Raw genomic sequence first — 25,352 nt, 5'->3', positions numbered from 1 at the left:
CTCTTAGTTCTGCAATTCTTTGCTGACCGGCAGATTGTTGAATTCCTGCTGATTACGACGCGCGCCCTGCGCCAGGTCGTTCATGATTTTCATCAGGAATGGCGTTTTCAGGCTGTAGTAGCGTTTGGCAATCACCGCGCTCAGCAGGTAGCACGCCGCCGGGACCAGGGTAAACAGGGCAATGATGATGCTGATGGTGTCGCTGTTCTGGGTTTTGGCTGCGGCATCGTAGCCGCCGCCTGCCAGCATCCAGCCGATTAATGCTCCGCCCAGCGCCAGGCCAAGCTTGAGCACGAACAGCGTGCCCGCAAAGCTGATGCCGGTGAGGCGTTTGCCGTTGGTCCACTCGCCGTAATCGACGGTATCGGACATCATCACCCACTGGATCGGCGTCACCAGCTGGTGCAGGACGCCGATGACGAAGATAAAGCCGAACATGGTGATGCTGGCCTGCATCGGCACGAAGAACATCGCCACGCTGGCTACCGCCAGCAGGGCGTTGGTCCACCAGAAGACGCTGACTTTGCATTTCCAGTCGGTGAGCGGTTTCGCCAGCGCGGAGCCAATCAGGTTGCCGACGCAGTAGGTGGTGAGGAAGGCGACGAATAGCCCGGGCGAGCCCATGATCCAGGTGACGTAATACATCATCGCCCCGCCGCGCACGCAGACCGCCAGAATATTGAGGATGGTAAGCAGCCCGACGATGCGCCACTGGTCGTTCTGCCAGATATCGCGCAGATCTTCGCGCATGGAGGTGGTGCTCGGCGGCACCTGGATGCGCTCTTTGGTGGTGAAGAAGCAGAACGCCAGCATCAGGAAGGCCACCACCGACAGCACCGCGATGCCGCCCTGGAAGCCAAGCGCTTTATCCTCGCCGCCAATCATATTCACCAGCGGCATCATCAGCACCGTGGAGAGCATGCCGCCCGCCGTCGCCAGCACAAAGCGCCAGGACTGGAGGGAGATACGCTGCGTTGGGTCGTTGGTGATCACCCCGCCCAGCGCGCAGTAAGGGATGTTGACCACGGTATAGAGCAGGGTCAGCAGGGTGTAGGTAACGGCGGCGTAAATCATCTTGCCGTTCAGGCTGAGGTCCGGCGTGGTGTAGGCCAGCACGCAGACCAGGCCAAACGGGATAGCGCCGAACAGGATCCACGGGCGGAACTTACCCCAGCGGCTGCGAGTGCGGTCGGCCAGCAGCCCCATGCAGGGGTCGGAGATGGCATCCAGCGCGCGCGCCAGCAGGAACATGGTCCCGACGAACCCGGCGGGAATACCGAAGATATCGGTGTAGAAGAACATCATGTAGAGCATGACGTTGTCGAAGATGATGTGACTTGCGGCGTCACCCATGCCGTAACCAATTTTCTCTTTGACGGATAAGACTTCGCTTTTCATTTTTTTTCCTTCACGCGTAGGGCGCTGAGACCGGTTACATTTCTTGTAAACCATCCCCTTCCAGGCAGGTATTGCGTTTTCTGGTTACGTTTTTACGTTTCTTGTTTTTTGTGATCGCGTTAAAAGTGCGGAGAAGGAAAATGTAACCTGAGGATTTTCTTATGGTTTACGCTGGAGGGTTAGCGCAGGTCAAAAAAGGGGTGAAATAAGTGAGGGAAAAGATGGGGTAAATGATTGAAAGTAGCTATAATGCGCCCCGCCTCCATGTAGCAATCGAGGCGCGGAAGATCGTCATCTCCGGTGAGGTGGCTGGACTTCAAATCCAGTTGGGGCCGCCAGCGGTCCTGGGCAGGTTCGACTCCTGTGATCTTCCGCCAAAATTTAATCTTTTAGATTTTTCTTTAATAAGTCACGTTCATACTGAATCAATTTTTTAGATTCATAAAGTCGCTCCCTGATAATTTTATTTATTATTTTTTCATTAGTGTCAAGACCGTTTATTAATGGAGCTAAACTTGTTATTGCAGATTTTGGCACTCCATATTCAATTAGAATAGCATATTGTTCATCTATGAAATCATTTTCAATTAATGAACAGTAATAACTATAATTCCCTGGGGTCTTATTTTTCAATTTAGCCACATATGTCTGAATCTCATTTAAAACAAGTAATAGCTTTGGTAGTTTATATTGAAACCATTGTCTTAAAAAATGGAACCCATCTCTAATAGCGTCGTCTAAAGCTCTTTGATCCCTTTCAGCCGTTTTATTTTTAATTTTTGATATATTATATTCATACAAATTTCTAATTATCCTATTTATACTTTGAGAAGAAACATAATCGCATGTTATCCTTGTCATCCTTTCTGCGCTTAAATATGGAGGGCGCTCATCCTCTTTTAATAGGAAATGCCAACACAATTTAATGCAATAATCGAGCTGTTTATATTTTGGCATAACAGTCCAAATTATATTCTCCAATGCAGCATCAAAATTTTCAGATAAATAATCCAATAATTTCTTTTGTCCTCTGATGTTAATTTGGTTTTTTGAAAATAACAGCTTTTCATTATAATTCAATGACTCAATAAATAAATACTCATCACTATATTTGTTATGCACATCAACAGGGTTAATATTTATTAAAATCTCCTCAGAAATCGACACCTGGTCAACGAAGGGGACATCTATATATATAGATTCAGGCTCTGGAGGTGGGTTGAAATTATATACATTACCGGTGTAATGTTTCATTAAGCGTCCCGCCCGACCTTTAATATTTGAATAGTCAAAATAATCAATCGGATTTGAACCTTTTGTTGAATCAAAGTATATAATGTTTTTTGCGTTGCTATTAACACCCTCTATTATAGTAGATGTACAGAAAATAGTTGATATGATATTTTCATTAAAATAATCAATTAGTGAAGATGTCATATGGCGAGGTAATGATCCATCATGAAATGCTATGCCTAGCTTTAGAGAATTAATTAAAGACCAATCAATAGATATATTATTCTCTATCCATTCAATAAGGGGTATTTTATGCTTAGGTTTAATATAATCGTATTTGTTAGATAGAAAATCAGTAAAATTCTTTGATAACCTACGTGCGCGAGCGGGGGAGGAACAATAAACTATAGATTGTTCATTTCTTTTTTTCCAAAGAAGATTAAAAAGCACGTCCTCCTTATAACTGGCTTTATGGCCCCTAGTTCCGAATTTATCAAGATGTTCTTCATATATATTAATTATATTGCACTTAACAAGACTATAGTTTGTCTTAGCAAAATGCACATTATATTTTCCTAAAAATGCATCTGAGACACCGTCAATATTAGGACCTAGGAAATAAAATTTTTGCTGTGGATTTGATGTAAAAACCTTTAGCAATGCATTATTCAATGCCTGATGTCTTTCATCATCCCTAAACGAACTAATCTTGTAAAATTCATCGACTATTAAAAAATCTATTATAGGGAGATTGTCATACTCCGTTACTCTTTCTGCCGTTAACAGAAAAATGTTGCGTCCATTAATCGAATACTCTTGTCCTGTTCTAACAATGATTTTATATTTATCTTTATATTTATTTATTTTTCTTCTGGTTTCATCAAGCAAAGCTAATGTTGGTTGAATAATGAGTATGTTTTTATGTTTATCAGATGCAACGATCTCCTCAATAAGCAAACTTTTACCGAAACTTGTTGGCGCACTCAGAATTAAATTTTTACCATAATTAATGATATTATAGTAATATTTTTGCTCTTCATGGAATGATATACCTTCAATATGTGTAGAGTTATAATACTTTTCTCGAATTAGCTGTTGCGTGGATGAAAGCTTAAGAGTTTCCTTATTTAGATAAGGATAAAACCCCGCCGAATCGATTAGATCACTAAGCATTTCATCTAGCTTATTATGGTAGCGTTTTTTATTTTCAAGAATTTCTATTAATTTTTCGCGACCTTCACGAGGATGAAATCTTAGAAGATAAGAACAGGTTCGATACTCGTAGAATGTAAAATTAAATAAATCTGATTGCTCTTGGCTATCAAAATTGTTCATTTCATTCACCCAATGATTGCATCATAGTTAATTTTTTATGTAATTTCTTAACTAAATCCATCTTACTTTTAACTGGAAAAAGAAATAATATTATATTAAGCCTATCTTTCCACGGGTGATTAAAATTATCATAAAAGTATTGTTTTAATTCGTTAAGCTTATTTTCATACGCATTACAGAACAATTCGGAAGTCTCATCATCATATATATCAAATAAATCACAAGTATAAGTACATAGTAGTGGGATGTTTATCTTTTTAAGTTTATCAGAAACTTTACCCCCACTACTTAATAAGTCCACCCAATAATCAACTTCGGCACTCGGAGGAATTCCTTTTATTTTTTTTGAAATAAGCATGAATTCAGAGTTTATATAATCATTATTGAAATGCTCGGTAACATCCTTGATTAGTTCCCTAATGCCATTTTTTGGATCTGTATAAAGCTTTGATTCTCCTAACCATAACTCTTTATTTATAGGATCAATATGAACAGAATCGAAACCATGAACAGCATGGCCTACAGAATCTTTAAAGTAAATTTTTGATAAAAGCGGAATTGTAGAGTGAAAGTCTCTTAAAAGAAGATGTAAAATTAACTCTCCAAACTCTCCTCTTTTTAAATATTTGTCTGGGATATCTTCGTCATTATAATGAGTTTTTTCACACAAATCTCTAATCTTGCAAAAAGAATCAATTTTATAAAGTAACTTCGCTGACTCTGTTAACTTAGTAAACGTCTGTGTATTATCTGTAGAACTACCTTCGTGATGGCCAAAACAAAACTCATGAAGAGCAGAAAGTATCTTAAGTATTAATGGTGATAATCTATAACCATATTTCCCATTATCATCTATATCGAAACCAACTAGATAGCCTCGTAAATCAGGGACATTAATTCTTTGTTCAATTACTTGCTGTGAATTAAAAGGAGTCATGGAGTTCCCTTCACTATTAAATAGCGACCTGTATATAATCACATGGATTTTTATACAGGCATTATTTTGATATTAGGATTTATTGGTATCACCGTTGATTAGCATTAGCAAGTTTTGCGTAATCCATATGCTTCATAGGAGGCGTTTGCTAATCAGAATTACTTACCAATCTTTTACGACAAGCCTCTTTCACCCACTTACTAAAATTACCTTTCCCCGCAGCTTTCTCAATCTGCTCCAAAAGCTCATCCTCAAACCGGATGTTCTTCATCGTGCTTTTGGTGCGGTCAAAATTTGGCTTCTTTTTTTCTTGCATGGTAGGTACCATTTCGGTTAGTTTATCACCACGTGGTACCTACCACATGGATTCAGATTTCAAGCAACGCCCGGTAGTGTTCGAGCACTAAAGGGCGTCTAACCTCACCAACTATCAAGGAGTTGATTATGGCTGATTCACATTCTACCCCAGACATCACCGCAACCGGAACTGAGCGTACATTAATTGTGGGATATCGCCCGCAAGGTCTCGATCGCAGTACGCCAAATCTGATCCTTTCCGGCAAATGGCTGCGTACTGCGGGGTTTGATACCGGGGATAAAGTCACGATAAAAGTCATGGATGGCTGCATCGTGGTGATGGCGCACAATCCGCATGAGAAGGCGCTGCTCGCTGAGTTAAAGCTGGCGCAGCAGAAGCTAAAAGGGATTGAAGGGGCGCTTGCCGTGGCGTAACGTTCGCTCAAGGCGGATTTTGTAGGCCGGGTAAGGCGAAGCCGTCACCCGGCGATGCATAGCAATAATGCATTTAATCCAATAGATAATCCCTGTAAATAATATTCCATAATTAATAGTAACATTCCGCACTATTTAAAAACTCCTTTTCAGGCACGAATCACATTTTAAGCCTTTAACTAAATGTATTTTATTTTCAATCTACATAAGGAGGTGGAAATGGCTATACCTGTTTATTTGTGGCTTGAAGATGATTCTGGTCGTTCGATTAAAGGCTCAGTTGACATAAAAAACCGCGAGGGTTCAATTGAAGTCATTGAATTAATGCATTCAGTGGAGCAACCAATCGATAAATTTTCCGGAAAAATAACATCCAAGCGCATATATAGTTCTTATGCATTCATGAAAGAGATTGATTCATCATCCCCTTGGTTATATAAGGCTCTCAGCACGGGCCAAACGTTAAAAAAAGCAGAATTCATATTTTATCGAATAAATTATAACGGACTGGAGGAAGCATACTTCAAAACAACCTTAGAGAACGCGAAGGTCGTTCAAATCGAGCCCGTCATGTTTGATATCAAACACCCTCAAAATGCACGCAATACGCATCAGGAGTATATCGACCTGACATATGAAAAAATTACGTGGCATTACCTTGACGGAAACATCATCCATTCGGACACATGGAAAGAAAGAGACTAAGGAGGAAATATGTCGTGGGAATATGACGTAAAAGAGCACAAATTTTATCTCGATGGAGTCTACCAGTTCGATGCTGATTACGCAGGGGCAAGTGGATATAAGAACGATCCCGCTCATGAGTGCGTTAAGAACAGCGGGCCTCTGCCGCGGGGAAAATATACTATCGGTGCTCCCTATAATTCTGCCCATACAGGAAAATATACGCTGAGCCTGACACCTTATTCGACAAATGATATGTGCGGGAGAGATGCATTCAAAATTCATGGGAAAAGCAGCCAGCATCCGGAAGACTCATCTGAAGGATGTATTATTGCTCCATTAAGTGCCAGAAGGAGCATATGGAAAAGTGACGATACGGAGCTGATAGTCAAATGAAACGCTTATCGACTTTATTCCTGGTGCTGCTTTCGGCCAGTCAATACGTTTACGCAGAGCAAATGACCGGCTTTGCAAAGCAATATTATCAGGAGGATATCTCTATACCGGAAATCGCAGCAGCGTTTCCGCTTTCTCCTGTTGTCACTATCGGCAACAAAGCCATTCAGATGGAGACGACTTCCCTGACGGATATTGCTGATATACCCATTCAGATAGACAGCTCTGCTCGCTGGCTCTGCCTGCATTCAAAAGACGGTATAAATTATTGGTTTATTTCCGATAATGAAATGGGGAGAGGATTACTCACTGCTATTGCAATGGCTAAAGATGGCAATTATAAAGAGTGTGTAGCATCGCCAGCATCCATTCGCGTTTCCATAGGGAAGAGATCCCTGCTTGATGCCTCTCGCCAGGATATCGCTCAGTCATTCGGTAATAATGAGGAAATAAAAAAGGAGGCTGTTCTTTTTTATCAGGAAACCCCCGTTCAGGGCGGATTCATTCAAAGCAATACCGTCTCTTATTACTTCAATGGCGAGAAAGTGCGTGGCGTGATCGTTGGGCAGATTACGAGTAACTAATCGGCTTCTGGAACCCCCTCTCTCCCAAAGAGGAGAGAGGGGGTCGAATGTGCGGCAGTTAACCGCCATACCGCATATGCAGCAACGGGAACGGATTTCCCTGCCCGTCCAGCTCTGACCGCCCGGTCTGCACAAACCCCATATGCTGATAAAACCCCACGCCCTGCGGGTTTTGCTCGTTAACATCCACCTCGTTAGCGCCGAAATGGTCAATGGCGTACTTCAGCAACAGCGAGCCGACGCCTTTTCCCCGGCTCGCATCATCGACAAACAGCATTTCGATGCGGTTTTCGTCCACGCCCAAAAAGCCGTGAATGGCGCCGGTTTCATCCCGAGCAATCACAACGTTTAAATTTGGCAGATAAGCGTTGAGTAATAACGGGCGTAACGCCGTGATATCGCTCTCCTGCAGAAAATGGTGAGTGGCACGAACGGAGGACTCCCAGATTGCGACGAGACGTTCAAAGTGTGAAGGAACTGCGGTTTCGATTTTCATAATGCGATCATGATAGGGCAATAGATCTTAATCAAGTGTTAACGATTACCCTTTCCCGATGGGAGAGGGAACCTAAACCCGCACCTCCATCACCGCATATACCCCGTCTTTCGGCACGATCACCGTGACGTTTTCCACTGCGATGCCCGCCGCGAGATGAATATCCTGCAGCTGCTGTAACGTACGCGGGAAGATGGGCGTCCAGCCGATACAGCGCAGGGCGAAATCAATCTGCGGGCTGCTGGTGAGCATATTGGAGATAATCAGCGCTCCGCCGGGTTTAATCAGGCGCAGGACATGTTGCAGGAAGGTCACTGCCTCGGTGTCGTTGAAGTATTCGAAGATCCCCAGCGCGTCCACCAGCTCGACCTTGCCTTCGCCCAGTTCCTGTATCAGTTTATCGCTGTGGATCAGGCCGTCTTTCAGATCGCGCTGCAATATCGTCACCTGCTCCCCGACTCTCAGCCCTTCGGCGGCGGCCATTTTCTCTGCCCAGCGCAGGGAAACGGGATCGTAATCCACCAGGGTTAAATGCACGTTTTGCCCGTCCAGATGGGCGCTGCGCAGCGCCTCCAGCACCGGGACGGCCGCCCCGCTGGCGAGGCTGACCCAGACGTTGTCGATGTCATTATGCAGATACTGTTCCGCCAGCACGGAGAGCACCTTCGCCCGGGAACGGATGCCGATAGCATCGTTGGCGTGGATAAACCACTGGCGGCTGCGGCTGTCCATCCGGGTGCCGTCGGGGAGATGCTCATCCAGCGGGTTCTGGATGGCGTACAGGGCCAGCGCGGTGGGCACCAGCCGGGTACGCCAGGCGACGACCGCCGGACGTGTCGCGAAAGCCTTTTCAGACCACTGATGCTGACATTTAATCGTCTTCTCGCCGCTGGCATCCTTTTCAATCAGCGGCGGCATTAGCTGCGGGTCCGCCTTTAACGCTCGATCGACGGCGTTCAGCTCACGCGTCACCTCGTCTTTCATCGGCCAGTTGTCGCTGACATCGGGAAACGACGCGCTGTAGATCGTCATGGTGGTCGGCGCGGTGCCGCGAAAGGGTTGCCAGTGCATATGTCATCTCCCGTGTGCCCATGACGCAAGTCTATTCCTCTGCCCGCACATTGCCCCAGGAAGAAAGCACGATCTTTAGTGTCTCACCCATACCAGCTCATCAACCCGGAAGCCCAGGCTGCGCGCGGTATTGAGATAATCCTGCTTCACCGCATCCGGAATGGTTGGCGTACGCGACAGGATCCACAGATAATCGCGATCCGGGCCGCTGACCAGCGCGTACTGGTAGTCATCGTCCAGCTTGATCACGTTATAACCGCCATAGAACGGGCCGAAGAACGAGACCTTCAGCGCAGCGGTAGTTGGCTCGCCGGTGTAATAGGCTTTGCCTTCGCTCTCATTCCACTTGCGCTTCAAAGGGTCATAGCCCCGGTTAAGCACGCTGATCCCGCCGTCGCTGCGCTTGCCGTAGGTGGCGGTCACCTGCTCCATGCCGCGCTCAAAGCGGTTTTCCAGACGGGCGATTTCGTACCACTTGCCCAGATAGCGGCTGGCATCAAAATTGGTGATCGGCTGCACGCCTTTCGGCGGCGTAGGGGATTTACAGGCAACCAGAGTCAGCGCAATGGCGACACCGGTCACAACGGGCCATAGTTTCATGAGAACTCCTGTCATTTGCACGTTTTGAATTAAAGTGTAGTGCACCGATCTGGCGCTTCATCCCGCCGGAAAATATTCGTAGTATATTGAGATTATTCCCCCCTTTCGGACGCAGGCATGGCTTACTCCATCGGCGAATTCGCCAGACTCAGCGGGATCACCGCTACTACGCTGCGGGCATGGCAGCGTCGCTACGGTTTACTCAAGCCCCAGCGCACCGAGGGCGGCCATCGCCAGTACAGCGACGAAGATATCCAGCAGGCGCTGAAAATCCTCGACTGGGTGAAAAAAGGTGTGCCCATCGGCCAGGTGAAGCCGCTTCTGGAGCGCCCTGCCCCGAGCCGGACCAACAACTGGCAAACGCTGCAACAGACCATGCTGCAGCGTTTGCAGGCGGGCAAAATCGAATCCCTGCGCCAGATGATTTACGATGCCGGTCGCGAGTATCCGCGCCCGGAGCTGGTCGTAAACGTGCTACGCCCGCTGCGCAGCCAGGTCTCGGCCAACGTTCCTGCCGTCATGACCCTGCGCGAAATTCTTGATGGCATCATTATCGCCTACGCCTCGTTTTGCCTTGAGAGCGATAAAAAAGCGCCGGGCGACAACCTCCTGCTCAGCGGCTGGCACCTGAACGATCCGTGCGAAATCTGGCTCGAAGCCCTGGCGCGTACTGGCCAGGGCCACCGTATTAACATTCTGCCCATTCCCCCTGCCGCGCTGGCACCGGAGATCTTCCCGGACCGCCAGTGGCTGTTGGTCACCAGCGGTAAACTCACCGCCGCGCGCAAAAAGCAGGTGGAACAGTGGCAGCAGCAGGTTGCCCTTGAGGTAATTATCCTCTGATTATTTTCTCCTGCGGGAATCTTCACGAAAAGTTGAATATTTTCCCGCGCGGCAAATGCTAACGTTTTCCTGTGACTTATCACTCCACAGGAAAACATGATGAAAAAAACTGCCCCTCTGCTGATCCTCGCCGCTATGGCCTTTGCCCCTGTCGCCTTTGGTGCCGCCCCTGCCGGCACCCTGAGCGTGCATATTCTTGACCAGCAAACCGGCACGCCGCCGCCGGGCGTCACCGTTACGCTGGAAAAGCAGCAGCAGGATAAATGGACCCCGCTTGCCAGCGGCAAAACTGACCAGGACGGACGCATTAAATCGCTCTATCCGGCGGATCAGGATATGCAGCCAGGCGTCTATAAAGTGACCTTCAAAACGGCAGAATACTTCCATGGCAACAAGCTGGAGTCGTTCTTCCCGGAGATCCCGGTGCTGTTTACCGTCACCCGCACCAACGAAAAACTTCACATTCCACTGCTGCTCAGCCAGTACGGTTATTCGACCTATAAGGGCAGCTAAAACTGATTGATATGTATAGATAATAAAAAATATATCCGCCAATACTTGGACAAAATAATCATTTTGTGTAACTTTTAAAGAGTCACTCTGGAGGTGCACATCATGACAACGAAACCAGTGCTGGGTATTAGCGGATGCTTGACCGGTTCCGCCGTTCGCTTCGACGGCGGCCATAAGCGTATGGGCTTTGTCATGGATGAACTGGCAGAGTGGGTGAACTTCCGGCCCGTTTGTCCGGAAATGGCGATCGGCCTGCCGACACCTCGCCCGGCGCTGCGCCTGACGCAGATCGCCAGCGGTGAGACGCAGATGCGGTTCAGCAAAGCGCCTCACGAAGAAGTCACCCAAAAAATGACCGACTTTGCAGCAGGTTATGTGCCGAAACTGGGCGATCTCTGCGGATTTATCGTCTGTGCTAAATCGCCAAGCTGCGGCATGGAACGCGTGCGGCTGTATGATGAAAAGGGTAATGCGGGTCGCAAGGAGGGTGTCGGGCTGTTCACCGCCGCCCTGCTTGAAGCCTGGCCGTGGCTACCGGTGGAGGAAGATGGACGCCTGCATGACCCGGTGCTGCGGGAGAACTTTGTCGAGCGGGTTTTCGCGCTTCATGAGCTGAATACGCTGCGGGCGAATGGCCTGACGCGCCGCGGGTTGCTGGATTTCCATAGCCGTTACAAACTCCAGCTGCTGGCGCACCATCAGGCGGGCTACCGCGAGATTGGTCCGTTCGTCGCCTCGCTGCACGAGTGGGACGATCTGGAGGCCTTCTTCGAGGCCTATCGCGAAAAGCTGATGACGATCCTCAGAAAACCCGCGTCGCGGAAAAACCACACTAATGTGCTGATGCATATTCAGGGCTATTTCCGTAACCAGCTGAACAGCCGCCAGCGCGGCGAATTACGCGACGTGATCCTGCATTATCGCGACGGATTACTGCCGATTCTCGCCCCGCTCACGCTACTGAAACACTATCTGGCCGAATATCCCGACCGGTATCTGATGACGCAGAACTACTTTGATCCCTATCCCGACGATCTAGGTTTGCGTCTGGCCGTTACCTGAATGTCAAATGCGAGGCCCCATTGACCCTGAGAGGCCCGAAGCACTACCCCGTTTAGACGACACCTCACTGTCGTCTTTTTTTTGCACTTTGCGTAGAACACTGTAACTTTGTACAGGATTAGTCCGCCAAAGTGGGTCCGCCGATGATCAATACCCTGCATATTCAAAACTACCGCTCGATTCGCGACCTGTCGCTGGATCTGCAGCAGCTCAATATCGTCTTCGGTCCGAACGGCACCGGGAAATCCAATATTTACAAGGCGATCCACCTGATGCACAGCGCGGCGCAGGGGCAGTTTTCCCAGGCGCTGGCCAATGAAGGCGGGATTTTAAAGGTCTTCTGGGCGGGCAAAACCCGCAGCGATCGGCTGCGGCGCATGAATCTGGCGGTGGAAACCGAGACTTACGAATATGAACTGCAGGTGGGCTTTGTCGAAAAGCTGCCTTATCCCTCACAGTTTCAGCTCGATCCGGTGATCAAAGAGGAGTCCATCTGGCTGAGCGGCCAGCACCGACGCCCGTCGTCACAGCTGATGAAGCGCAAGAATCAGGCCGTATTTCTTAATAACGTGCATCACGAAAAAGTGACCCACAGCGGCACGCTGTATGAGAACGAATCGGTGTTCGGGCAGCTGGGGGAGCCGCACCTCTACCCGGAGGTGTCGCAGATGCGCGAGTCTTTGCGTAACTGGCGCTTTTATCATGAGTTTTCTGTCTCCTCCGGCTCGGCGATCCGCGCCCCGCAGGTGGGGTTCCGCTCCCCGGTGCTGGCCAGCGACGGCGCAAACCTGGCCGCGGCCTTTCAGACCATTGTCGAGATTGGCGACGAGCTGCTGCTGATGCGCATCCTCGACCAGGCGTTCCCCGGCTGCGTGTTTTACAGCGACAACACCGGCGGGCGTTTTCGCATGATGATGCAGCGTGAAGGCTTAAGCAGACCGCTGGAGCCCGCGGAGTTTTCCGACGGCACGCTGCGTTTTCTCTGTCTGGCGGTGGCGCTGTTAAGCCCGCGTCCGCCCGCCTTTATCGCCCTCAACGAGCCGGAAAACAGCCTGCATCCGCAGATGCTGCCCGCGCTGGCGAGTCTGATTGCCGAGGCCAGCCGTTACTCGCAGATCTGGCTCACCAGTCACTCCCCGGAGCTGGCGACGTTGATTGAAAAGCACCGATCGTTTTCGCTCTATCAGCTGTCGATGGTGGAAGGGGAAACGCGGATGGAGAAGCTGGGGTAAATGCCGGGTGGCGCTGCGCTTACCCGGCCTACGATCGCATACGGAACGTTTTGCGCCACTCCGCCGGGCTGACGCCAAAGCGGGCTTTAAACTGCTGGCGCCAGGTCACGGCTGAGAGGTACCCCACCTGCTCCGCCACCGCCTCGATCGGCAGATTGCTGCTCTCCAGCAACAGCTGGCTACGCCGCAGGCGTTCGGCGGTGATCCACGAGGCAACACTCATCCCGGTGGCTTTCATAAAATGGCGGGTCAGCGTGCGGCGACTCATCGCCACGCTCTCTGCCAGCGTATCCAGGTTCAGCGGCTGGCTGATATTACGCTGGAGATAATCGATCAGGTTGTTGATCCGCGCATCGCGGGTCGTTTCCGGCACCGGCTGGGCAATAAACTGCGCCTGCCCGCCCTCGCGGTGCGGCGGGACGATCATCCGGCGGGCAATCTGGTTGGCGACCTCGCTGCCAAAGCGCTGCCGGATGATGTACAGGCAACAGTCCAGCGCTGCGGCAGTCCCGGCAGAGGTGATGATGTTGTCGTCATCGACGTAAAGCGCATTGATATCCAGCTCTACCGCCGGGAACAGCGACTGGAACTGGCGTTCAAATTCCCAGTGAGTCGCCGCCCGTTTGCCATCCAGAATGCCTGCATATCCGAGAACAAATGACCCCAGACACAGCCCGACGATTTCCGCTCCGTTGCCTCTGGCCTGCACCAGGCTGTCGAGCAACGTCTGCGGCGGGCATTCAAGCACGTGTGCCCAGTAAGGCACCACGACGATATCGGCCTGCCTGATGGCGGAATAATCCTGCGTGGCATTGAGGGCGAAACCCTCCCGGGAGGTCAGTAACCCCGGGTTTTCGGCGCAGATCGTTACGTTAAAGCGCTTTTTACCCGATACGGTATCGCCAAAAAGAATGCAGGGCACAGAGTAGTGAAAGGGGCTGAACCCGTCGACGGCGACAATCGCCACTGTTGTTAGCTTCACACTGTTCTCCTCTGCCCCGATACTGTTCAGACTATAACGCTTTCCCCGTCCTGAGGGATAATGACCGCCTCACCTATCTGGTTGGCGTCGACGTATTCCCGCAGTGCGCTGCGCGTCAGCAGGCAGTGGTTAATGGCCTCCATATGGACGGCGACAAGTTTTGCCTGCGGCAGCAGGAAGTGCACATTCAGCACATCCTCCGCACCCATAATGATGGGCCCGAAGCCGATCACGTGCGCGTACCCGGCGTTGAGCACCACCACATCCGGCTGCAGCTTTTGCAGTTCGTCGGCGACCTGCGGGCGCAAAATGGTGTCGCCTGCAATCAGCAGCGTTTTTTCGTCGGGATGGCGAAACACCACGCCGCACGCCTCACCGAGCAGCTCCGCCAGCTCCGGCACCGCGTAAGCGCGGCCGGTGCCGTGCTGACCGCCGTGGGTTTTGCTCAATTGAATCTCGCCAAACGGCGTGTTGTCCGTCAAAACGGTCAGATTGTGGAAGCCCTGGCTGCGCAGCAGCCGGGCGTCATCGTCGTGCTGCACAAAGATCGGCATCTCCTTGGCGATCCGCTCGATGGCATGCTGATCCCAGTGATCGGCGTGGGTATGGGTGACGATTACCGCATCGACATCCAGCAGGCTTTCCACCGCGCAGGGCAGCTCCACCGTCGGGTTGCGGATCTCCGCCCGGGCGGTGCCGGGGAAACCAGGGTATGCGTCTTTGGGTGCCAGCAGCGGGTCAATCAGAAAGCGTTTTCCAGCATAGGTGATGAGCTGCGTCGCGTTGCGAATGTGGGTAATGTTCATGGTCTGTTCTCCGGTTTGTATGCGGCAAGCATAGCCGGAGGGCTGGTGACAGGATGTGGGCAAAAGGGCAATCAGCGATGGGATCGGGCCAATTTGTTTCTGGCCGCGACGAAAAGTCTCGTCGCGGCACGATTAACGTTATTCCCAGCCCGGCACTGCTCCGCCGTTAAAGATCGTCTCTGCTGCCTTCGCTACTTCTGGCGACTGATACGACTGAATAAACTCCTTCACGTTTTCCGCATCTTTGTTGTCTTCCCGCGTCACCACGATATTCACGTACGGCGAGTTTTTATCTTCGATAAAGACGCTGTCATGCACCGGCGAGAGCCCGGTTTGCTGGAGATAGGTGGTGCTGATAATCGCCACATCCACTTTCGGATCGTCCAGCACGCGCGGCAGCTGCGCCCCTTCCAGCTCCATGATGTTCAGCTTTTTCGGGTTGGCAGTGATATCCAGCGCCGTCGGCAGCAAACCGACGTCCGGTTTCAGGGCGATCAGCTTTTCGTTTTGCAGCAGCAACAGCGCGCGGCCCAGGTTTGTAGGGTCGTTCGGGATGGCGATGGTCGCGCCGTCCTTCAGCTCCGCCACCGATTTGATCTTGCGGGAATAGCCCGCCATCGGGAACACAAAGGTGTTGCCGACGGCCACCAGCTTGTAGCCGTGGGCTTTATTGTCTTCCGCCAGGAACGGGCGGTGCTGGAAGACGTTGGCGTCCAGCTCCCCGTGGTTGGTGGCGTCGTTTGGCAGCAGCGAGCCGCTAAAGCCCACCAGCTCGACATCCAGGCCGAACTTCTCTTTCGCCACTTTTTTGGCGACTTCCGCCACGTCCTGCTCGGCGCCGTTAATTACGCCCACCTTAATGTGTTTGGCATCGCTGCCGCTTTGGTCACAGCCCGCCAGCAGCAGGCCAGCGAGAAGAAGCGCACCTAATCGAAGTTTCACCCGTCATATCCTTTTGATAACTGTTTTATCGACTATATCGGCAACGCAGCGGCAGGCTAAAAAACGAAATGGCATCAGTAAGAAGGATAAGTTATAAGCGGCCTGACATACTCTAAAAATACAAAAAGTAACAATGAGCGCCTGTAGGCAGGCTAATAAGGAACGGGAGAAAAAAATAAATAGCAATGATATTACAAGTTGCGCATATTTAGGGATGATATTAAAGATAGTATTCCTGTAATAAAAACATTAGCGCATAGAAATCCAGTTGATTTAACTCAATAATTTAAAATCTTATAGTACTAATCTTTTGCCATCAAAATCCTGTTAGGTAATCCTGTATGAAACAATTAAACTGGCTTAAGGACACTGGAATGAAAGACCATAAACCCCTGGAGTTTATATCGGTCAGTGAAGTAATCAAAAACAGAGCAGGTAAAGCCGGACGGCTTCCTGTAACAAACAATTTAAGCATTACTCAAATTTGTCGCACCAGTAACAACCAAATAGTTCGCTATATGACGATCAGGATCCCTGAAGATATTATGTCCAGAGCACGGTTCAAAAAAGGTGACCGTATTGATATTGGCTTTACTGATGATGGATCCATCTGGCGATTAAAAGTCGTTCCAAACGGTGAACAGGGCTATAGCATTACAACACCATCAAATAACCCCAAAAGAGGCCAGCTTAGATTGACGTGGTGTGAAGGCATCCCAGTGATTGGTAATGACAGAGCAATAACCAAAGCACGGGCTATCGCAGATGAAAAATCAATGAGAGTATCTCCTGCAGAAATTATATTTACTATCGGTGAAGTCAGAATCGAAGCCAGAGGTGAATCGTAACTTAAGAAGTTAGTACTATATAAAAACCTGAGCAACATGCGCGTCATTTTCTGACAACACTCAAAGCCATTACTTATGTAATACTCAAGAGTGTTGTTTCCTCAGATATCTTAATGGCTTTTAAAAATCTTAAGCGACTCACTCTGCACTCTCATTCACCCCGCTTCCGCAGCGGTGCCTCGCGCAAAAACCATCACAGCACAAAGGCCAGCACTGGTATCGTAGGCCCGGTAAGCGGAGCGCCACCGGGCGTTGGGGCTCAGGCTGCGGTGGTCCAGTCCTCGATAGTCAGTTCCTGCACCATCGCAAAGGCACGATCGTTAGTCACAATGGTTGTGCCCCGGCTGAGAGCGTGCGCTGCGATCAACTGATCGAGATCGCCCATCACTTTCCCTCTCTTTTCCATTGAGGCGCGTAGTTTGCCGTAGATTGCCGCGGCGTCACTGTCCCAGTCGCAAACGGTGATAGTTTTAAGAAATTCCGAGATGGTTTCATGCAGTCTATGGCTTTGCTTTTTGGCGACGCCATAAAGCAATTCAGCCTCCGTTATGCTTGAAATGCACATCTCTTCAGGTGCTATTTGAGAATAGCGATTTACCACGCTGGGATGTTGCTTCACGAGGTGGCTGACTATGTTAGTGTCCAGCATATGCAGCATTTTCTATAACCCTTCAAGAGGATCTCTTGTCGTATAACTCTGATTGCGCTCCTCCTTACTCAGGAATGAATCAGGTACCTGCGTCTGCTTCAGTAAACGCAAAAAATTCTCCCTGTGCCGTTCTTTCTCTGACATAGCCCTCAAAACAACATTCCCCTCCTCATCCCGCCGGATCCAGACGCTCTCCGAATCAAACGCGAACTCCGCAGGCAGTAACACCGCCTGGTTTCGCCCTTTTTTGAACAGTTTTGCTTTACGTTCCATCGCAACCTCTGCTGTTTTATTGACCAGGCCAAAGCATGCGCCAGCAGCGTTAAGGAAGACAAGCCTGGTCATCAAGTTTCGGAAAGCGACTCGCAACAATGAGCGGAACCGCTAACCTTACGCCTCCCGCTTGCGCAGCGGCGCCTCGCGCAAAAACCACGACAGCACAAAGGCGAGCACCATAATTCCTGCCGCCATCAGGAATACCGCATGAATGGCGGAGCCAAAGGCGTCCAGGTAGTCCAGGCGAAGAGCGTCAGGCAGATGGTGAATCGCAACAGGATTCATCTCCCGCGGCAGTTCGGTGCCCTCGGGTATCCGCGCCATCAGGCCCGACTGCAATACGTGAGTGAAGACCGCGCCAAACAGCGCCACGCCAATCGCCCCGCCAATGGAGCGGAACAGGGTCACGCCGGAGGTCGCCACCCCATACTGGTCCGCCGACACGCTATTCTGCACCGCCAGCACCAGCACCTGCATCACCAGACCCAGCCCCGCCCCCAGCACGCCGGTAAACAGGTACAGCTGCCAGACCGGCGAATCAATGGTGATCCGCGTGAGCAGGGCCATGCCGACCACGCCCAGCAGGGTGCCGAGGATCGGGAACAGGCGGTATTTTCCGGTGCGGCTGATAATGCGGCCGCTGATGATGGAGGTCAGCAGCAGCCCGCCCATCAGCGGGATCAGCTGTAGCCCGGCCTGGGTCGGGGTGGCCTCTTTGACAATCTGCAGATAGAGCGGCAGGAAAGTCACCGAGCCAAACAGCGACATACCGATAATAAAGCCAATCAGGCTGCATAACAGGAAGCTGCGATCGCGGAAGAGCGACAGGGGAATAATCGGCTCCCACGCCAGCCGCTCCTCATAGATAAATCCGGCGATGCCCGTCAGGCCAAAGGCAAGAATGCACCACAGCTGCGGGTCGCTCCACTCCCGTACCGTGCCCCCTTCGCTGGTAAAGAGGATGATGCACAGCAGCGCCATGCTGAGGTAAATTGCCCCCAGATAGTCGATCTCATGTTTATTGCGCTTCGCACTGCCGTGGAAGACCGCGCCGATCACCAGCAGGGCAAACACCCCCAGCGGCAGGTTGATATAGAAAATCCAGCGCCAGGAGGCATGCTGCACCAGAAAGCCGCCGACCAGCGGGCCGATCACCGTCGCCAGACCAAAGACCCCGCCGAACAGACCCTGATAACGGCCGCGATCCGCCGGCGGGATCACATCCGCCACCGCCGCCATGCTGATCACCATCAGCCCGCCGCCGCCCAGCCCCTGCAGGGCGCGCATCAGCACCAGCTGGGTCATGTTCTGCGCCAGCCCGCACAGGGCAGAGCCCACCAGAAAAAGAACAATGGCGATTTGCAGCACGATTTTGCGGCCAAAGAGATCGCCAAATTTGCCGTACAGCGGCACCACGATGGTGGAGCTCAGGATATAGGCCGTCACCACCCAGGAGAGCTTATCCAGCCCGCCCAGCCCGCCCAGCTCGCCCACAATGGTGGGCAGCGCCGTGGAGACGATGGTCTGATCGAGAGCCGAAAGCAGCATCACCAGCAGGAGCGCGCTAAACAGCAGTCGGATAGAGGGCGCGTTTTTGGTTTGCGTTGTCGATTCGGACGCCATAAAACACCGCTTGAAATTAATTAATTGGGTAATTAATATTTAATGAAGTTATGAATCAGGTCAAGGGATCCCCCGCGCATGTCAGCACATAAAGATAATTCTGAGCCCACACCACAGGCCCGCCGCCCGGGGCGTCCGCGCGGGAGCAAACCCACCGCCACCAGCCGGGAACAGCTGCTGGATATCGCGCTGGATCTCTTTGCGCGTCAGGGGATTGCCCGCACCTCCCTCAACGCAATCGCCAAAGAGGCGGGCGTGACGCCAGCGATGCTGCACTACTATTTCAACTCCCGGGAGCAGCTGCTTGATGCCATGATCGAGGAGCGTTTTCTGCCGCTTCGCAGCGCCATCGCGACGCTTTTCAGCACCCACCCGGACGATCCGGTGACCGCCCTGACGCTGATGGTGAAAAAGCTGGCCGACCTGGCCGTCGAGCACCGCTGGTTCGCGCCGCTGTGGATGCAGGAGGTGATTGGGGAAATGCCCGTGCTGCGGTCGCACCTGCAGGCCCGGTTTGGCGATGAGAAATATCAGGCGACGCTGGATACCATTGCCCGCTGGCAGCAGGAGGGAAAACTGAACCGCGATCTGGCCCCGGAACTGCTGTTCACCACCCTGTTAAGCCTGGTGCTGGTGCCTTTCTCGCGGATGCGCAATGACGAGAGGTTAACCACTCTCTCGCCTGACAGTATTGTGCGCCATGTGCTGGCGGTGATAGGTCATGGTATTGGCGCTTAAAGCGCCTTCGAGAGGTAATGCCGCTGTATTCCCGGGTAGGGAAAATCGTCCAGCGTCATGGTCAGCTCATAGCCCTGCTTCTCGTAAAACGGACGCGCCTGGAAACTGAAGGTATCCACCAGCGCATGCTGGCACCCCTGGCGTTTAGCTTCCTCTTCGGCGGCCTGCATCAGCTGGCCACCGAGCCCGCTGCCGCGTATTTCCTCGCTGACCCACAGATATTTGATGTTCAGCCACACGCCCTGACGGTTGCCGATCAGCCCGCCGCGCATTTTGCCGCCTTCATCGCGGGCATACACGGCGATATCACTCGCCACGCGGGAAAAACTAATAAACTGGCTGTTGTAGACCCGCAACCCCTGCAGTAACTCTTCCTGTTCGTGTTCAGTAATGGTGTCGGTAATACTCAGTTGCATATCATTCTCCCGTTACGTTGCACGTCGACTATCCCACATTCTGCCCACGATAAAAACAGCAAACTCTGGCGTAACGCGCGTTAAAAAATGTAAGTGCAATCAACGCTAAATTGCCTTTGCGAGCAGCATCACCCTTTGTTCTCTGGCAGCCGCCTGCCGTCACAAATTTTTCTTCCGGGTTTGCCTGTCCGCCAAATTGTGCGGCTACGCTTATTCGTACCCCTGCGCAACTATTGGCAAAATTAATACTTTCGGCTTGGGTCGCAAAGGCGGATGTAACGATATATTTCATAAACGTGTGTGGTTTTTCCGGAGGTTTCCATGAAGTCAGCGCACCTGTTTTGCCTGGTAGTCTGCCTGCTTTTTGCCGCCTTCGTTCATGCTCAGGAACTGAACGACCCGGTCAAATTAGAACAAATGAAACAGTCGGTTTTGAAGGATGTGAAGAAAGCCTGTGCCCCGCAACGCAAGCAAAGTGATAAAGAGTGGCAGGCGATGATTATGGCCTCTGAGGCCAATCAGATGCTGGTCAAAAATGCGGTCGTGGCGATGGAGCGGAACAACCAGGAAGGTTACTGGGATGCCGTGAGTCAGGTGGACTGCATGGAGGATTATTGATTACGCATTAAGGGGCCCTACAGCCCCCTTAATTTTTTTAGCGTCGCACATCCGGAATAATTAAATCCCCGCGCAGCACATACGAACCCAGCATCTGGGTCTTCTCATTCAGCCAGCTGACAATCCGTGCCGCCATGGCATCCATCGAGTACTCAATCGCCGGAATGGTCGGAATGCCCGGCAGGTGCAGGGAGCCCGCAAGACTGAATACCATGATGTCGCCCGGTACCGATCGGTTGAACGCCTGCAGCTGCGGGATCACCCGCTGCGCTTCCTGCTCATCGGCCACCAGTAGGGCGTTGAAATTCACCGTAGTGGCGTTGTTAAGCAGCTCCTGCAGGGCCACGGAGGATGACGTGGCTTCCATAAAGACCAGGTTGCGATTAAACGGCAGGAAGTTCTTTTCCAGCCCATGCTTGTAGCCCAGCAGCACCTGATCGGCAAAACCGCTGCCGTGCGGGTGGATCAGGGCAATCTGGCGTCGCCCCTGGCTGGCAAGGAAGTTACACGCGGTTTCCGCGGCAAAGGCATGGTCGTACTGGATACTGTTGACGTTGTTGGTTTCCATGCAATCCACCAGGATGACGTTCTCCTGATCGATATGCAGCGGAAAACGGGCGCCGATAATCAGAATGTCATCGCATAACCCGCAGGACAGCTCATCCAGCGCGCTCATGACTTCGGCTTTGGTGTTGGCGAAGCGAAGCAGCAGGTGCTTCTGGTGCTGGCTGAGGTGTTTTTCCAGCGCGTACAGATAACCGGTGGTCTGGTTAATGTTGTCCTGGGCGCAAATGACGCCGATACAGCCGGTAGACTGGCTGAGCAGCGACTGGGCAATCACATTTGGCCGATAGTTCAGCTCTTCCACTGCTTTCAGTACGGCCTGGCGGCTGGCTTCCTTCACGCCGCGCGACCCGCTCAACACCCGTGATACCGTGGCTTTGGACACCCCGGCCAGACGTGATACATCGTTGATTGTAGACATCTTTATCCCCTGACAGGTCTCTCCAGGCCCCTGTAATTCCTGATTCCACTTCGGCTCATATTATAGCCACTCAGGAGTATATCTGTTTCCGTTTTCCATGGAAACCGATTTTCCGTTTCCAATCCATATGATGCAAAAGCAGCCAAAATTCGTGACCTGAATCTGATAATCAGGGCCCATAAGCAAGGGATCTTGATGGCTGTCACACTTCTGTCTTATATCAATGGAAACCGGTTTCCATATGTTATCCAATCATCTCCGCAATAACTATTTACATTTTGAGGATGGTTGTCGATGTTCAAGATAATGCTGTGCTGTTCTGCCGGGATGTCCACCAGCCTGCTGGTTCGGAAAATGGTCGAAGCCGCGAACGAACGCGGTTTACCGGTCAAAATCGATGCGTATGGTGTTTCAGAATTTGATACACAGTTTCCGCAATATCAGGTCGTGCTTCTCGGACCGCAAGTCAAATACATGTTAAAAACGCTCTCAGACAAGGCTGCCACCCAGGGCATACCCGTACAGTCCATCGATACAATGGATTACGGTATGCAACGTGGCGATAAAGTGCTGGACTATGCTCTGTCGCTCATCGAAGCGGCACACTAAGAAGGTGTTCTCATGAGTTCGTTATATCAATCTATGGTTGCCGTCATTGAGCAGTCCATCGCACCGCTGGCGGGCAAGCTGGGCCAGCAGAAGTACGTGATTGCCATCCGCGACGGCTTTACCGCCGCGCTGCCGTTTATGATCATCGGCTCGTTTATGCTGGTGTTTATCTTCCCGCCGTTCTCCGCAGACACCACCAACAGCTTTGCCCGCGGCTGGCTCGATTTCTCCGAGACCTACCGTGAACAGCTGATGCTGCCGTTTAACCTCAGCATGGGCGTGATGACCTTCTTCATCTCGGTAGGGATTGGCGCCAGCCTTGGCCGCCAGTTCAATCTTGACCCGGTGATGTCCGGCCTGCTGGCCTTTATGGCGTTCCTGCTGGTGGCCGCCCCTTATGCCGACGGCAAAATCTCTACCCAGTATCTGTCGGGCCAGGGGATTTTCACCGCCCTGATCACCTCCATCTATGCCACCCGCGTTTACGCCTGGCTGAAGGACCATAAAGTCACCATCCGTCTGCCGAAGGAAGTGCCGACCGGCGTGGCGCGCTCGTTTGAGATCCTGATCCCGGTGGTGGTGATCATTGGTACCCTGCACCCGCTGAACCTGTTTATCGAAGCGCAAACCGGGATGATCATCCCGCAGGCGATTATGCACCTGCTGGAGCCGCTGGTTTCCGCCTCTGACTCCCTGCCTGCCATTCTGCTCTCCGTGCTGCTGTGCCAGATCTTCTGGTTCGCCGGCATCCACGGCGCGCTGATTGTCACCGGCATTATGAACCCGTTCTGGATGGCTAACCTCTCCGCCAACCAGGCCGCACTGGCTGCCGGCGCTGCGCTGCCGCACGTCTACCTGCAGGGCTTCTGGGATCACTACCTGCTGATTGGTGGTGTGGGCTCGACCCTGCCGCTGGCCTTCCTGCTGCTGCGCAGCCGCGTCACCCACCTGCGCACCATCGGCAAAATGGGCGTGGTGCCAAGCTTCTTTAATATCAACGAACCTATTCTGTTCGGTGCGCCGATCATCATGAACCCGATGCTCTTTATTCCTTTCGTGTTCGTTCCGATGATCAACGCTTGTCTGGCCTATACCGCCACCAAACTCGGCTGGCTGGCACAGGTCGTCTCGCTGACGCCGTGGACCACTCCGGCGCCAATTGGTGCCTCCTGGGCGGCAAACTGGGCGCTCAGTCCGGTGGTGATGTGCGTCATTTGTATGGTCATGTCGGCGGTGATGTATTTACCGTTCCTGCGTGCTTATGAACGTTCCTTGATGAAAACCGAAGAACAAAAAGCGCAGGCAACCGTAGGTGCAGCAGAGACCGTCGGTAATTAAGTCAAAGAGGACGTTTTATGAAATATGCATTTCCCGAAAACTTCTGGTGGGGTAGCGCCTGTTCTGCACTGCAAACCGAAGGGGAAAGCCAGGGCAGTGGCAAGGGATTAACCACCTGGGATCACTGGTTCGCTACCGAACCGAATCGCTTTCACAATGGGGTAGGGCCGCAGAATACCTCCACGTTTTATCAGCACTGGAAAGCCGACATTCAGCTGTTAAAGCAGCTGAACCACAATAGCTTTCGCACCTCGATAAGCTGGGCGCGTCTCATCCCGGAAGGCACCGGTGAAGTGAACCAGGAAGCGGTTGCTTTCTACAATCAGGTGATCGACGAACTGATTGCCCAGGGTATCAAGCCGTTTATCACCCTGTTCCACTTCGACATGCCGATGGCGATGCAGGAGATTGGCGGGTGGGAAAACCGTGATGTGGTGGCGGCCTATGCCCGCTACGCAGAAACCTGCTTTGAGCTTTTTGGTGATCGGGTAATGCACTGGTTTACCTTTAACGAGCCGATTGTGCCGGTAGAGGGCGGGTATCTGTACGACTTCCACTACCCGAACGTGGTCGATTTCCGTCGCGCGGCAACCGTGGCCTATCACACCGTGCTGGCCCATGCCCAGGCGGTTCGTGCCTTCCGCGCCGGGCATTTTGCCGGTGAGATTGGCATCGTGCTGAACCTGACGCCGTCCTATCCACGCTCGCAGAATCCGGCGGACGTGAAAGCCGCGCACCATTGCGATCTGCTGTTTAACCGCAGCTTCCTCGATCCGGTGCTGTGTGGCGAATACCCGGCGGATCTGGTGGCGATGCTGAAAGCGCACGATCAGCTGCCCGTCTGTCTGCCGGAAGACAGCGCCCTGATTGCCGACGGCAAAATCGACCTGCTGGGCATTAACTACTACCAGCCGCGTCGGGTGAAGTGTCGTGATACGGCCATTAATCCGCAGGCACCGTTTATGCCGGAGTGGTTCTTTGATAGCTACGAGATGCCGGGCCGCAAGATGAACCCGTATCGCGGCTGGGAAATCTACGAGCCAGGTATTTACGATATTCTCATTAACCTGCGCGATAATTACGGCAACCCACGCTGTTTTATTTCTGAAAATGGTATGGGCGTCGAAAACGAGCAGCGTTTTATTGAGAACGGCCAGATTAACGACCAATATCGAATCGATTTTATTTCTGAACACCTTAAATGGCTGCATAAAGGCATTAGCGAAGGCTGTAATTGTCTTGGCTACCATATGTGGACATTTATTGATAACTGGTCATGGTGTAATGCTTATAAAAATCGTTATGGCTTTGTCCAGCTCGATTTGGAAACGCAGCAACGCACCATTAAAAAGAGCGGAGAGTGGTTTGCTGCCACCTCTCTAAATAACAGTTTTGATAAATAAACA

The 25,352-nt window shown here is 51.6% G+C and carries 30 protein-coding genes and 1 tRNA gene; 15 read left to right on the top strand and 16 right to left on the bottom strand.

Going from position 1 to position 25,352, the window contains the following annotated elements; all coding sequences use genetic code 11:
• Positions 1–3: 3 nt before the first annotated feature.
• Positions 4–1,398 carry a glycoside-pentoside-hexuronide family transporter gene (locus ES815_RS10315; RefSeq protein WP_142487715.1) on the bottom strand — a complete coding sequence of 465 codons (1,395 nt, stop codon included), beginning with the start codon at positions 1,396–1,398 and terminating at the stop codon, positions 4–6.
• Positions 1,399–1,680: 282 nt separating this feature from the next.
• On the opposite strand from ES815_RS10315, the gene ES815_RS10310 reads away from it, so the two are divergent.
• Positions 1,681–1,775, top strand: a tRNA-Sec gene (locus ES815_RS10310).
• A 4-nt stretch (positions 1,776–1,779) separates the two neighbouring features.
• Here the strand turns inward: ES815_RS10310 and ES815_RS10305 are convergent.
• From ES815_RS10305 to ES815_RS10295, 3 genes are all read right to left on the bottom strand, one after another.
• The gene (locus ES815_RS10305; RefSeq protein ID WP_142487714.1) at positions 1,780–3,966 is read right to left on the bottom strand and encodes a DEAD/DEAH box helicase; all 2,187 of its coding nucleotides are present in this window, start codon (positions 3,964–3,966) and stop codon (positions 1,780–1,782) included.
• A gap of 1 nt (position 3,967) precedes the next feature.
• Positions 3,968–4,903 carry a DUF1837 domain-containing protein gene (locus ES815_RS10300; RefSeq protein ID WP_142487713.1) on the bottom strand — a complete coding sequence of 312 codons (936 nt, stop codon included), beginning with the start codon at positions 4,901–4,903 and terminating at the stop codon, positions 3,968–3,970.
• 148 nt (positions 4,904–5,051) lie between these two features.
• A complete protein-coding gene (locus ES815_RS10295) occupies positions 5,052–5,219 on the bottom strand; it encodes a YlcI/YnfO family protein (RefSeq protein WP_142487712.1) in 168 nt (55 codons plus the stop codon).
• 128 nt (positions 5,220–5,347) lie between these two features.
• Between ES815_RS10295 and ES815_RS10290 the strand changes: the two genes are divergently transcribed.
• The 4 genes from ES815_RS10290 (at position 5,348) to ES815_RS10275 (ending at position 7,299) form a co-directional block, all read left to right on the top strand.
• On the top strand, positions 5,348–5,635 hold the full coding sequence (locus ES815_RS10290; RefSeq protein WP_142487711.1) for a SymE family type I addiction module toxin: 288 nt from the start codon (positions 5,348–5,350) through the stop codon (positions 5,633–5,635).
• Positions 5,636–5,854: 219 nt separating this feature from the next.
• On the top strand, positions 5,855–6,340 hold the full coding sequence (tssD, locus tag ES815_RS10285; protein ID WP_142487710.1) for a type VI secretion system tube protein TssD: 486 nt from the start codon (positions 5,855–5,857) through the stop codon (positions 6,338–6,340).
• Between the two features lie 9 nt (positions 6,341–6,349).
• Positions 6,350–6,715 (top strand): tlde1 domain-containing protein, encoded by a 366-nt coding sequence (locus ES815_RS10280; RefSeq protein WP_142487709.1) that lies wholly within the window; start codon positions 6,350–6,352, stop codon positions 6,713–6,715.
• Positions 6,712–7,299, top strand: a complete 588-nt coding sequence (locus ES815_RS10275; protein ID WP_260609692.1) for a hypothetical protein — start codon at positions 6,712–6,714, stop codon at positions 7,297–7,299. Before ES815_RS10280 ends, ES815_RS10275 begins: the two co-directional genes overlap by 4 nt.
• Before the next feature lie 58 nt (positions 7,300–7,357).
• On the opposite strand, the gene ES815_RS10270 is transcribed toward ES815_RS10275, so the two are convergent.
• From ES815_RS10270 to ES815_RS10260, 3 genes are all read right to left on the bottom strand, one after another.
• Positions 7,358–7,795 (bottom strand): acetyltransferase, encoded by a 438-nt coding sequence (locus tag ES815_RS10270; protein WP_142487708.1) that lies wholly within the window; start codon positions 7,793–7,795, stop codon positions 7,358–7,360.
• Between the two features lie 72 nt (positions 7,796–7,867).
• Entirely contained in the window at positions 7,868–8,866 is a 999-nt protein-coding gene (locus ES815_RS10265; protein WP_142487707.1) for a cyclopropane-fatty-acyl-phospholipid synthase family protein, read from the bottom strand.
• A 75-nt stretch (positions 8,867–8,941) separates the two neighbouring features.
• Positions 8,942–9,466 carry a lipocalin family protein gene (locus tag ES815_RS10260; RefSeq protein WP_142487706.1) on the bottom strand — a complete coding sequence of 175 codons (525 nt, stop codon included), beginning with the start codon at positions 9,464–9,466 and terminating at the stop codon, positions 8,942–8,944.
• A 117-nt stretch (positions 9,467–9,583) separates the two neighbouring features.
• Between ES815_RS10260 and ES815_RS10255 the strand changes: the two genes are divergently transcribed.
• The 4 genes from ES815_RS10255 (at position 9,584) to ES815_RS10240 (ending at position 13,116) form a co-directional block, all read left to right on the top strand.
• On the top strand, positions 9,584–10,309 hold the full coding sequence (locus ES815_RS10255) for a MerR family transcriptional regulator (RefSeq protein ID WP_142487705.1): 726 nt from the start codon (positions 9,584–9,586) through the stop codon (positions 10,307–10,309).
• A 99-nt stretch (positions 10,310–10,408) separates the two neighbouring features.
• Positions 10,409–10,822: a hydroxyisourate hydrolase gene (gene uraH, locus ES815_RS10250; RefSeq protein WP_142487704.1), complete on the top strand. Its 414-nt coding sequence runs from the start codon at positions 10,409–10,411 to the stop codon at positions 10,820–10,822.
• 102 nt (positions 10,823–10,924) lie between these two features.
• Positions 10,925–11,884 carry a YbgA family protein gene (locus ES815_RS10245; protein ID WP_142487703.1) on the top strand — a complete coding sequence of 320 codons (960 nt, stop codon included), beginning with the start codon at positions 10,925–10,927 and terminating at the stop codon, positions 11,882–11,884.
• A 143-nt stretch (positions 11,885–12,027) separates the two neighbouring features.
• On the top strand, positions 12,028–13,116 hold the full coding sequence (locus ES815_RS10240; protein WP_142487702.1) for an AAA family ATPase: 1,089 nt from the start codon (positions 12,028–12,030) through the stop codon (positions 13,114–13,116).
• Between the two features lie 28 nt (positions 13,117–13,144).
• On the opposite strand, the gene ES815_RS10235 is transcribed toward ES815_RS10240, so the two are convergent.
• The 3 genes from ES815_RS10235 to nlpA form a co-directional block, all read right to left on the bottom strand.
• Entirely contained in the window at positions 13,145–14,098 is a 954-nt protein-coding gene (locus ES815_RS10235) for a GlxA family transcriptional regulator (RefSeq protein WP_142487701.1), read from the bottom strand.
• A 26-nt stretch (positions 14,099–14,124) separates the two neighbouring features.
• Positions 14,125–14,904, bottom strand: coding sequence for an MBL fold metallo-hydrolase (locus ES815_RS10230; RefSeq protein ID WP_142487700.1), 780 nt, complete (start codon positions 14,902–14,904; stop codon positions 14,125–14,127).
• Between the two features lie 138 nt (positions 14,905–15,042).
• On the bottom strand, positions 15,043–15,846 hold the full coding sequence (gene nlpA, locus ES815_RS10225) for a lipoprotein NlpA (protein WP_142487699.1): 804 nt from the start codon (positions 15,844–15,846) through the stop codon (positions 15,043–15,045).
• 341 nt (positions 15,847–16,187) lie between these two features.
• On the opposite strand from nlpA, the gene ES815_RS10220 reads away from it, so the two are divergent.
• Complete coding sequence (locus ES815_RS10220) at positions 16,188–16,694, top strand: hypothetical protein (RefSeq protein ID WP_142487698.1); 507 nt, start codon at positions 16,188–16,190, stop codon at positions 16,692–16,694.
• Between the two features lie 259 nt (positions 16,695–16,953).
• Here the strand turns inward: ES815_RS10220 and ES815_RS10215 are convergent, their stop codons facing one another.
• From ES815_RS10215 to ES815_RS10205, 3 genes are read right to left on the bottom strand one after another with little or no spacing between them, the layout of a single operon-like run.
• Positions 16,954–17,352: a type II toxin-antitoxin system VapC family toxin gene (locus ES815_RS10215; RefSeq protein ID WP_185902400.1), complete on the bottom strand. Its 399-nt coding sequence runs from the start codon at positions 17,350–17,352 to the stop codon at positions 16,954–16,956.
• Positions 17,353–17,355: 3 nt separating this feature from the next.
• Positions 17,356–17,688: an antitoxin gene (locus ES815_RS10210; protein ID WP_370649941.1), complete on the bottom strand. Its 333-nt coding sequence runs from the start codon at positions 17,686–17,688 to the stop codon at positions 17,356–17,358.
• A 45-nt stretch (positions 17,689–17,733) separates the two neighbouring features.
• A complete protein-coding gene (locus ES815_RS10205) occupies positions 17,734–19,242 on the bottom strand; it encodes an MDR family MFS transporter (protein WP_142487697.1) in 1,509 nt (502 codons plus the stop codon).
• A 78-nt stretch (positions 19,243–19,320) separates the two neighbouring features.
• Between ES815_RS10205 and ES815_RS10200 the strand changes: the two genes are divergently transcribed.
• A complete protein-coding gene (locus tag ES815_RS10200; RefSeq protein WP_142487696.1) occupies positions 19,321–19,980 on the top strand; it encodes a TetR/AcrR family transcriptional regulator in 660 nt (219 codons plus the stop codon).
• Here the strand turns inward: ES815_RS10200 and ES815_RS10195 are convergent.
• Positions 19,977–20,396, bottom strand: coding sequence for a GNAT family N-acetyltransferase (locus ES815_RS10195; protein WP_142487695.1), 420 nt, complete (start codon positions 20,394–20,396; stop codon positions 19,977–19,979). The genes ES815_RS10200 and ES815_RS10195 overlap by 4 nt on opposite strands.
• Positions 20,397–20,424: 28 nt before the next feature.
• On the bottom strand, positions 20,425–20,688 hold the full coding sequence (locus ES815_RS10190) for a hypothetical protein (RefSeq protein WP_142487694.1): 264 nt from the start codon (positions 20,686–20,688) through the stop codon (positions 20,425–20,427).
• Between the two features lie 29 nt (positions 20,689–20,717).
• On the opposite strand from ES815_RS10190, the gene ES815_RS10185 reads away from it, so the two are divergent.
• On the top strand, positions 20,718–21,014 hold the full coding sequence (locus ES815_RS10185) for a YicS family protein (protein WP_032615642.1): 297 nt from the start codon (positions 20,718–20,720) through the stop codon (positions 21,012–21,014).
• Between the two features lie 37 nt (positions 21,015–21,051).
• On the opposite strand, the gene ES815_RS10180 is transcribed toward ES815_RS10185, so the two are convergent.
• Positions 21,052–21,999: a LacI family DNA-binding transcriptional regulator gene (locus ES815_RS10180; RefSeq protein ID WP_142487693.1), complete on the bottom strand. Its 948-nt coding sequence runs from the start codon at positions 21,997–21,999 to the stop codon at positions 21,052–21,054.
• Between the two features lie 294 nt (positions 22,000–22,293).
• On the opposite strand from ES815_RS10180, the gene ES815_RS10175 reads away from it, so the two are divergent.
• From ES815_RS10175 to ES815_RS10165, 3 genes are read left to right on the top strand one after another with little or no spacing between them, the layout of a single operon-like run.
• Entirely contained in the window at positions 22,294–22,608 is a 315-nt protein-coding gene (locus tag ES815_RS10175; RefSeq protein ID WP_032615638.1) for a PTS sugar transporter subunit IIB, read from the top strand.
• Between the two features lie 12 nt (positions 22,609–22,620).
• Positions 22,621–23,946 carry a PTS sugar transporter subunit IIC gene (locus ES815_RS10170; protein WP_106995599.1) on the top strand — a complete coding sequence of 442 codons (1,326 nt, stop codon included), beginning with the start codon at positions 22,621–22,623 and terminating at the stop codon, positions 23,944–23,946.
• Positions 23,947–23,963: 17 nt separating this feature from the next.
• Positions 23,964–25,349, top strand: coding sequence for a glycoside hydrolase family 1 protein (locus tag ES815_RS10165; RefSeq protein WP_142487692.1), 1,386 nt, complete (start codon positions 23,964–23,966; stop codon positions 25,347–25,349).
• Positions 25,350–25,352: the final 3 nt, after the last annotated feature.

It is taken from the genome of Leclercia adecarboxylata (assembly GCF_006874705.1).
In the GTDB taxonomy this organism is placed as follows: Bacteria; Pseudomonadota; Gammaproteobacteria; order Enterobacterales; family Enterobacteriaceae; genus Enterobacter; species Enterobacter adecarboxylatus_C.
Note: the sequence above shows the minus strand (reverse complement) of the source record. Positions and strands in the feature narration are given on the sequence as shown.